Origin of the sequence: Pantoea stewartii subsp. stewartii (assembly GCF_008801695.1) — a bacterium.
Lineage (GTDB): Bacteria > Pseudomonadota > Gammaproteobacteria > Enterobacterales > Enterobacteriaceae > Pantoea > Pantoea stewartii.
In genome coordinates, this window is record NZ_VZPF01000127.1 from 1 (window position 1) to 7,481 (window position 7,481).

The 7,481-nt window shown below is 44.8% G+C and carries 8 protein-coding genes and 3 pseudogenes; 4 read left to right on the forward strand and 7 right to left on the reverse strand.

Translation table 11 applies throughout. From position 1 onward, the window contains the following. On the forward strand, positions 1-296 hold a 296-nt coding region (locus tag F7Q90_RS23865; RefSeq protein ID WP_151161109.1), incomplete at its 5' end, for a transposase domain-containing protein. Positions 297-1,085: 789 nt separating this feature from the next. On the opposite strand, the gene F7Q90_RS23870 is transcribed toward F7Q90_RS23865, so the two are convergent. Further along, positions 1,086-1,769 carry a transcriptional regulator gene (locus F7Q90_RS23870; RefSeq protein WP_044241685.1) on the reverse strand — a complete coding sequence of 228 codons (684 nt, stop codon included), beginning with the start codon at positions 1,767-1,769 and terminating at the stop codon, positions 1,086-1,088. A 177-nt stretch (positions 1,770-1,946) separates the two neighbouring features. Between F7Q90_RS23870 and F7Q90_RS23875 the strand changes: the two genes are divergently transcribed. Next, a complete protein-coding gene (locus F7Q90_RS23875; protein ID WP_006118548.1) occupies positions 1,947-2,741 on the forward strand; it encodes a ParA family protein in 795 nt (264 codons plus the stop codon). After that, complete coding sequence (locus tag F7Q90_RS23880; RefSeq protein WP_141119363.1) at positions 2,728-2,979, forward strand: hypothetical protein; 252 nt, start codon at positions 2,728-2,730, stop codon at positions 2,977-2,979. Before F7Q90_RS23875 ends, F7Q90_RS23880 begins: the two co-directional genes overlap by 14 nt. Before the next feature lie 511 nt (positions 2,980-3,490). Here F7Q90_RS23880 and F7Q90_RS27760 read toward each other — a convergent pair. The 5 genes and pseudogenes from F7Q90_RS27760 to F7Q90_RS23905 all read right to left on the reverse strand — a co-directional run. Continuing rightward, a pseudogene (locus tag F7Q90_RS27760) lies at positions 3,491-4,096 on the reverse strand (recombinase family protein); the annotation flags it as partial. Between the two features lie 517 nt (positions 4,097-4,613). Continuing rightward, positions 4,614-5,006, reverse strand: a complete 393-nt coding sequence (locus tag F7Q90_RS23890) for a hypothetical protein (RefSeq protein ID WP_044243678.1) — start codon at positions 5,004-5,006, stop codon at positions 4,614-4,616. A gap of 541 nt (positions 5,007-5,547) precedes the next feature. Further along, on the reverse strand, positions 5,548-5,796 hold the full coding sequence (locus F7Q90_RS23895; protein ID WP_006122464.1) for a hypothetical protein: 249 nt from the start codon (positions 5,794-5,796) through the stop codon (positions 5,548-5,550). A 69-nt stretch (positions 5,797-5,865) separates the two neighbouring features. Beyond that, positions 5,866-6,183 (reverse strand): helix-turn-helix domain-containing protein, encoded by a 318-nt coding sequence (locus F7Q90_RS23900; RefSeq protein WP_006122463.1) that lies wholly within the window; start codon positions 6,181-6,183, stop codon positions 5,866-5,868. Further along, positions 6,176-6,565: a type II toxin-antitoxin system RelE/ParE family toxin gene (locus F7Q90_RS23905; RefSeq protein WP_071988832.1), complete on the reverse strand. Its 390-nt coding sequence runs from the start codon at positions 6,563-6,565 to the stop codon at positions 6,176-6,178. The genes F7Q90_RS23900 and F7Q90_RS23905 overlap by 8 nt, the downstream gene beginning before the upstream one ends. A gap of 480 nt (positions 6,566-7,045) precedes the next feature. On the opposite strand from F7Q90_RS23905, the pseudogene F7Q90_RS23910 reads away from it, so the two are divergent. Further along, positions 7,046-7,315 (forward strand): annotated as a pseudogene (locus tag F7Q90_RS23910) (DnaJ domain-containing protein); the annotation flags it as partial. 17 nt (positions 7,316-7,332) lie between these two features. Here F7Q90_RS23910 and F7Q90_RS23915 read toward each other — a convergent pair. Continuing rightward, positions 7,333-7,481: pseudogene (locus tag F7Q90_RS23915) on the reverse strand (IS630 family transposase); the annotation flags it as partial.

Here is a 7,481-nt window from a genome sequence, read left to right on the forward strand (position 1 = left end):
TGAAGCAGTGGGACGCGTTAAACCTGTACTGCAGCAATGGCTGGGCGGAGATCGACAACAATATCGCGGAGAACGCGCTGCGTGGCGTAGCCCTGGGCCGGAAAAACTGGCTGTTCGCCGGTTCAGACGCAGGCGGGGAGCGGGCCGCCGTGCTGTACTCGCTGATCGGCACCTGCAGGCTGAACGGCGTGGAGCCGGAGGCGTGGCTGCGCTATGTGCTGGGGCATATCCAGGACTGGCCGGTAAACCGTCTGCGCGATCTGCTGCCGTGGAAAGTCGATCTTACCTCAGCCTGACAGTCCATACGGTCTGGATGTGACGCTTACAGAAAGCAGGAGGCCACCGACATTGCATTAACATGCGGGGCGGCACTGCACTATTTAGGCTGAGTAGCAGCGGGGGTTTGGGGTGTAGTGGAACCCAAAAGACAGTTAAGCGGTTCAATTGAATGGTCAATAACAGGTAAATCAATCTCTTGAGTTCAACTGAGAAGTTGCTCTGCAAACTCCCGAAACCCCGTCATTTTGCTCAGTTTCTGACGGCATTATTAGGACCAGCGGGAGCATTTGCGCAGAAACTTACGGTTTGGGTAGTGACCGGGTAGTTGCGATAAGTGCCAACAACTGGCGCTACAAAAACGAGGATTTGTGAGAACCAGAATCAGGCTCCTGTTCAAACAGCAATATCAAAAGGTTAAGACTCTCAAAATCCATTCTCGAAACAATATTCTCGATTATTTCTGTTTGCATGAGTTTTGATAACAAAAGTTGTTGCTGCCAGTTCACTCAAGCCAGCTATAGCGCGAAACCGAAAATTCTTGTTCGGATGCTCCCGCTGGTCCTAATAATGCTGTCCGATACCGACCGATCGATTGCAGACATCACCCAAATGTCGCAAATCGCAGCTTCGCTCCCACTCGGCCTAAAGGTCGGGAAGGATGCCAACTTCTGCAAGTATAAAAAAACAAGCACTCCCATTAGTTTGTATATGCTTATGTATATACAATTTATTATACCTACAAGACAAATTTATCTACTTTAGATGGGCAACTCAGGGGGGGGCGGTTTGCACGTCTACGCGTAGTTCTACTTTAAAGGTAAGCCCTTAAATGCATCCTCCCAGTATGGGTCTCTGTCTGGGTCATTGACGATCTTGCTCATCCATGATTCAGAGCGCCGCCATCTCTCGGCCACTTCTTTCATTGTCCAGTTTCTTTCTTTTAGTAGATTTTTGATATCCGAGACTGTGAGTTTGGCGCCAACCCAGTTACGCAGCAGATTTTCATCAACAGCGAACTCAAGCCCCGGATATTTTTCTTCCAACGATTTCCTGGAGGTGCTGAACCATACAGGGTCATGGTTGCCTTCAAATGTGATAGTGGTATATCGGTGGTCATTATTCAGGCTGATCTCAGGGTGGTAATACTCAATCCAGACTGAGTTCTCATTGATATAGTCAAATATCCATGCATCAAACTCACGGCTTTTGCGCTGCTCAGACTTGAAGAGATCGCTAAAATTTTTCCTGTTCGAGACCTTAAGCGCTCCATCCTGTATCAGCGCATTAATCGCTGATATGCGTACGCTCTCAGCTGCGTTAGTTATTGAGGTGTTGTAGTAGTTCAGCAACTGAGCGCAGGTAAACACTATTTTTCCTTGGGCTATTTGCACGCGCAGATAACAGTATCCTTGATCGTTCCAGAAGGCCTGGAAGCGCAACGGGTGATAAATCTTATCGAACCCTTCAGTCAGCGTAAATCTGATTCTCATACCTTACCTCCATTTTCTTAAATTGCTTATAAATTGAATTATGGTGCTGATATTGTCAAGTTAAGTAGCCGGTGTTTTTTAGCTTCACTGATTTTGCATATGCTTTTGTATATACATTGACAGATTCCAGAATTTACGTATTATGTATATAACTTTGTATATACATGGTGGTGTCAGATGAACAAGCCCTACATTATTTCTTTTGCGAACAGTAAAGGTGGTGTGGCCAAAACGACGAGTTGTATTGCTGTCGGTTGTGCACTAGCTGCCGCTGGCTACAGGACTCTGCTGGTTGACCTTGACCATCAGGGAAACCTGAGCGACGACGTGGGTCGTGGTGACGAAGATTACACCATCACCGATCTCTTCGAAGACCCGAAATTTGATACGAACAAACTGGTTTATACCGCGCTGGACGGTGAGGTGGCCATACCGAATCTTGACGTCATTCCGGCTGATATTACGCTGGCAGTGGAAGCGCGTAGCGCCGAGCGTTTTCGTCACAGGCTCAATATTCTGGAAGAGGGACTCGCCAGATTAAAAACTGAGTACGATTACATTCTTATTGATCTGCGTCCGGCGATTGACCTAAGCATCGAGAACGCGCTACTTATCACCAATAATATTGTTGTGCCGGTCGACATGGATCGTAGGGCAGTTAAAGGCATCGCTGACCTTTTCCAGGTGGTGCGTGAAGTGAAGCGTAACAATGATTTTGTATATACACTTGTAAAGACAAAGGTAAATGTATCTCACTCCAAAATGAAAAAATCCATTGATGGGTACATCAGTGAATCTGGCTATAAAGTCGCTAAAACTGAAATCCGTCAGAGTGAGCTTTTCAAGCAGGCTACAGATGTGCATCGCCCGATGATGATGTTTGCTAAAAACGAACGTCCTTATCGTGACTATAAAGCGTTCACACAAGAGCTATTGCAGCAGATTGAGGAGGCCAAGGGTGGGAAGAAGTGATCGCATCGCGAAAGGCGTAACGCGCGTTGTAGAACGGCGAAATATTACAACCGGTAGACAAATGAACCTGCGCCTTACCGGTCTGGATGATGATGCCCTGTCCATGCTAGTTGATAAAGTGCAGGAGAAACTTCCGCAGAAAAATATTACCCGCTCCCGTGTGCTTAGAGCCGCCTGTTATCTTGATGACGATAAGTTAATTCAGAAACTGGCGCAGTTACTAGTTGAAAATACCTAATGTGTAAATGCAAGTGTATATACATAAGTAAAGAGAAAGCCTATACAGTTGTATAGGCTTTTAAAAATTTTTCTAACTGTATATTATGTAATAAATCCGATAGACCTAAATTGTGATTCAGTTCTGTCGTGCATATTGGCGACTATGTTTGCCACCCTCCATCACATTCATCCCAACCCTGGTGAGTCTGGTCATTTGTCAGCAGACAGTCAATGACTATACAGTTGCGATCATCAGCTATCATATTAATTTCACTGAATAAATACTCTACCTGTTCTTTCAACTGCTCGTCCATTTCAGCAGTCAGAGGTATCCGGTATTCATTCCCCCCTAAAATTTGACCCTCAAATTCAGCCTCGATGAACCAGTCAATCAACTCTCTGGTTTTTTTCTTACCACGGGTAAATTTACTGCCATTTTCAATCGATACAAATAAGGTCATAGAATGTGGGGCAGGGGAGGCCACATGAGTTTCTTCTGGGGTTTTAGCCTCAGTCTTGCTGGCTGCATATTTGATGGCACTGCTGATAGTGCTTCGGCTGCAACCTATCGTTTTCTGTACCTGAGTCCAGGAGCTACCGCTCAACAATAACCGGTTGATAGCATCGTAACGTGGCTTATTGACTTGCCGCCCACGGTATTTACCCGCCGCTTTCGCTTTGGTTATTCCCTGTTGCTGACGTTCCCGCCGCTGTTCGTAATCACGCCGTGCAATAGCGGCCAGCATATCGAGCAACATATCATTGATGGCCGCAAACATTCGGCTGTCAAATTCATTGGCTCTGGGGGAAAGGTGCTGCCAGGTGGTGGGTACATTAACGGCCACAACCCACACGCCACGCTGGCGGATGATCGCTTTAAGTTTCTCCCACTCATCCCCTTTTAAGCGTGAAAGACGATCGACGTCCTCAATAAGCAATACATCCCCAGGGCGGCTGTCATTGAGCAAACGGAAAAGTTCGGGCCGCTCCAGGCGTGCGCCTGATTCATTTTCAGCATAATAGTTACAGATGATGACATTATGCTCATGAGCAAAGCGGTCAAGCATATCGCGGGCACGTTGAGCATCCTGCTCACTGGTGGAGGCCCGAAGGTAGGCGCGAACAAACATGGACATGGTACTGTTAGAGTCCTTTGGTGATACCGGTCTGGTTAGGGTTGGTGTCATGCAGATAAACAGTACCGGATTCTGCCAGTTCGGTATAGGGATACTTATATCGAACTGGCATAACTTTTAGGAGTATTAAAGGGTGGGGGAGGATTAGCGTGAAAACTCTCTAATAAACGGGGTTTGAAGCCCAACCGTACTAGATCGTACGCTAAGTGTATTTTTTGAGCAGTTTTGGGTGGTAAAGAAAACGAGGGTTTTATTTACTCTTTCCGTTGATACCAGTAATCATACGGTTTTCGGCACTTCCAGTGTTAATAAACTCGGTAATCAATTCAACGTAAATCTGACCTGCATCTCTACGAATTTATAGACTAAAAATCATATGGTTATGCTCTTAACGTACGTTTCCGTTCCATTGGGCTTCAAACCCCTAAACCTGTAGCAGAGGCCGTACTGCTTAACGGCCTATCAGGCAATGATCTGGAAGTCACGGGCCTATGCCGTCGTGCTACTTCCTTGATATTCAAACAAGACTTTCTTTGGCAGTGGTAATAGTTATACCTTTTGGCTGATTGTTGTACGGAAGAAAATACTCATGATCATTTCCGTTATATTTTATTACTGCCAGCCTGGGAAGATGATTACTATATTTTAAAACATCAGAATTTTGATAAGGTTGCGGCTTTATTTTTTGAATGTTTTCCAATAAATGCTCATACTTTAATATTTTACCCTTAGTCAATACTTCTTTTCTCAGAGAAGAGTGCGTGTGAATAATTTCACAGTGCATATTTTCATTTTTAACTGAGATGATTTTTTCTGCAAATGAAATGTACTTATTATTTTTCATTGCCAGACTGAATGCAGCATTGCTGCTGTGTAAGTATTTTGCACGAAAGTAATTGACTATCTGCATCTTATAATCCTTATATGCCAACAGGGTTAATAATTAATTTTAAGGTTTTATTTTAGTACCGCTCCCAAGTTTATCTACCAGGGTGGTAGTAGAACGGGAGACTGGATTACCAAAACTTGTTGACTTAATGGATGTTTCCACACGGAAATCTACAGCATTCTGGCGCTGATGCCCCCTGCTAAATCCGTATGTTGACTGCTGAACTTTATAAATGTTGCGTGCCAACTCCGACGATGAAGAGGTTTGATTGCGGACGTTTGCAGATGTGCTGGAGACCCCGTAATTTTGAGAGCCACTACCAATTCCACTTATAGGCATATAAATATCCTTCTTAAAAAATATTTTTCATATTAATAAAATAGCATATGAGATTTCTATAAAAAAACGGTCACGTATACTTTAACAGTACTGGCAACTATGACGTAAGCGATGCCTGTATCCGGCCATAAAAAACAGGTTGCCTCTGATTATCTCGCTTTGTCCAGACTGACGAGGGGGGAGGAGGGACAGCCGTCAGGCTCTACACAAACCGACGCGAGGATTAAAGATTACGGCGGCGTAGCTCGGCGCTGATAGCCTCCAGTTGGCGGGTATTAACCCTGATCCATTCTCTGCTGGTCATTCCCCCGCGACTAAAAACCTGTTCGCGCCACTCCGGGCTTTCCCATTTAGCGATCCGCTGGACATTCTCTATGCCGAAATATGACAACGGGAAAATACGGAAATAGCGATCCCATATCAGGTAGGCAACAGGAATAGCGGCGATAATCAGGGATATTAAGATTTCCATATGCCTACTCTATACGTCTTAGGGGAGATAAAAAAGCCGCTGCGCGGCTCTTTTATGAAACCAGCATCGTTATGCCATGAAAACCTGCGGCCCTTTAGCATCGATGATGTTAATGATCCGCAGAGCAGCCTTATTCGGTTTGCTTTCGTTTCGCTCCCATTTGGATACGCTTTCTACAGACATGCCGGTTGTTATAGCCAATGCGGCTTGCGACATGTTGTAGCGAGTGCGGACTTCCTTTATCTGGCTGCCGGTCATGATCCGGATCGCAGGGATATTACGGGCTGCGACTGCTGCATCAATTGCAGCTACGGTTTCATCTTTTACCACGCCTAGTTTATTATAGCGTTCAGCCATACCTTTAATGTGTTTCAGACGTTCAGTCATCACAATTTACCTCGATCAGTTCTTTATCAGAGAGTAACTTCTTTATTGTTGCTGGACTCATTGAGATAAAATCTTTTGCGATATTGCAGTAAGCATCAATTTCATCATCTTCAAGCTCCTTTCCTTTCTTTTTTGAAAGCCCACTTTTCAGGTACATATCAAAGAAGAAAATGTTGTCGCCATCATTGAAAAAAACGATTGACCGTGCTCCATCTCTGGCTCCTACTCCGGGCAAGCCGAGCCGCTTTTTAAAGGTGAATTTTCCAAGTGGATCACCAGGCAGACCAGAAAAAATAGCCTTAGCAGCTTTGCACAACATGGTATTGCTGATGCGGGCTTTGTGGCGTTCTGTCTCAAATTCAGGTGTTAAATAAATTCCCATGACACTCATTACATCCATGAATCCGTAACAATTACTATAGTCTTAATTACGGGTTCGTGCAAGTTTCATGGCATGCAAACGTTGGTGAAACTCTCCTACATATGATTTCTATAGTGAAATTTAAGCTTGGTGTGTCCGGTTCCTGGTTTAGAAATGGCTCACTTCCGCTTCCTCGCTCACTAACTCGCTACGCTCGGCCGTTCGGCTGCGGCGAGCGGTGTATGTTCTATCGGAATGAGCATCTTACATGCCCCATGTAATGACAATGCAGCCTGGCAGAACGATAAGAACAAGTTCAAAGCAGGCAGAGGGCTGGCTAGTTAAGGCATCACGGTATTTTCATACTGTAATCACCACGTATTAACGTTGAATACGGGAGTAATTAATAGTTGATATGCCATCATTTGATGGTATAATGGGTTTGTTGGTCGGGAATAGTTCCCTACCTTTTCCAGTAGCCCAAACGGGCGGGAGAAAAATATGAATATTCAGGAAGCATTAAACGTTTTTGGCTTATCAGGTGAATTAACGGAGATGGATATCAAGGCTGCATATAAAAAAGCGGCTTTGAAATATCATCCAGATCGTAATCCATTAGGTGCTGAACTGATGAAGGCTGTAAATGCAGCTTTTGATTTTCTGATGGCAAATATTGATAAAATCAACTCGTTTCAAAGTGCTGACGAAAATGCACACTATAACTACGGTGAAGACTTGGAAAACGTGTTAAACGCACTCACCGGACTAAATAACTGATCCTAATACCGCTACACTTTAGCCAGCCCATGTTTTCCCCCGGGGAATGGGCTGACGGTATTCATAAAGTGATGGACCTTTTTCAACAGTTGCCACATTGAACTGCACTGGTGATTTCGGGTTATTGTCTCATGAAGCGCCTGCCACAACCGTTCGACAT

What these genes read in the sequence shown, in the direction of transcription:
- F7Q90_RS23870 (WP_044241685.1), bottom strand. Translation starts at nt 1,769, where the DNA reads ATGAGAATCAGATTTACGCTGACTGAAGGGTTCGATAAGATTTATCAC.
- F7Q90_RS23875 (WP_006118548.1), top strand. Translation starts at nt 1,947, where the DNA reads ATGAACAAGCCCTACATTATTTCTTTTGCGAACAGTAAAGGTGGTGTG.
- F7Q90_RS23890 (WP_044243678.1), bottom strand. Translation starts at nt 5,006, where the DNA reads ATGCAGATAGTCAATTACTTTCGTGCAAAATACTTACACAGCAGCAAT.
- F7Q90_RS23895 (WP_006122464.1), bottom strand. Translation starts at nt 5,796, where the DNA reads ATGGAAATCTTAATATCCCTGATTATCGCCGCTATTCCTGTTGCCTAC.
- F7Q90_RS23900 (WP_006122463.1), bottom strand. Translation starts at nt 6,183, where the DNA reads ATGACTGAACGTCTGAAACACATTAAAGGTATGGCTGAACGCTATAAT.
- F7Q90_RS23905 (WP_071988832.1), bottom strand. Translation starts at nt 6,565, where the DNA reads ATGGGAATTTATTTAACACCTGAATTTGAGACAGAACGCCACAAAGCC.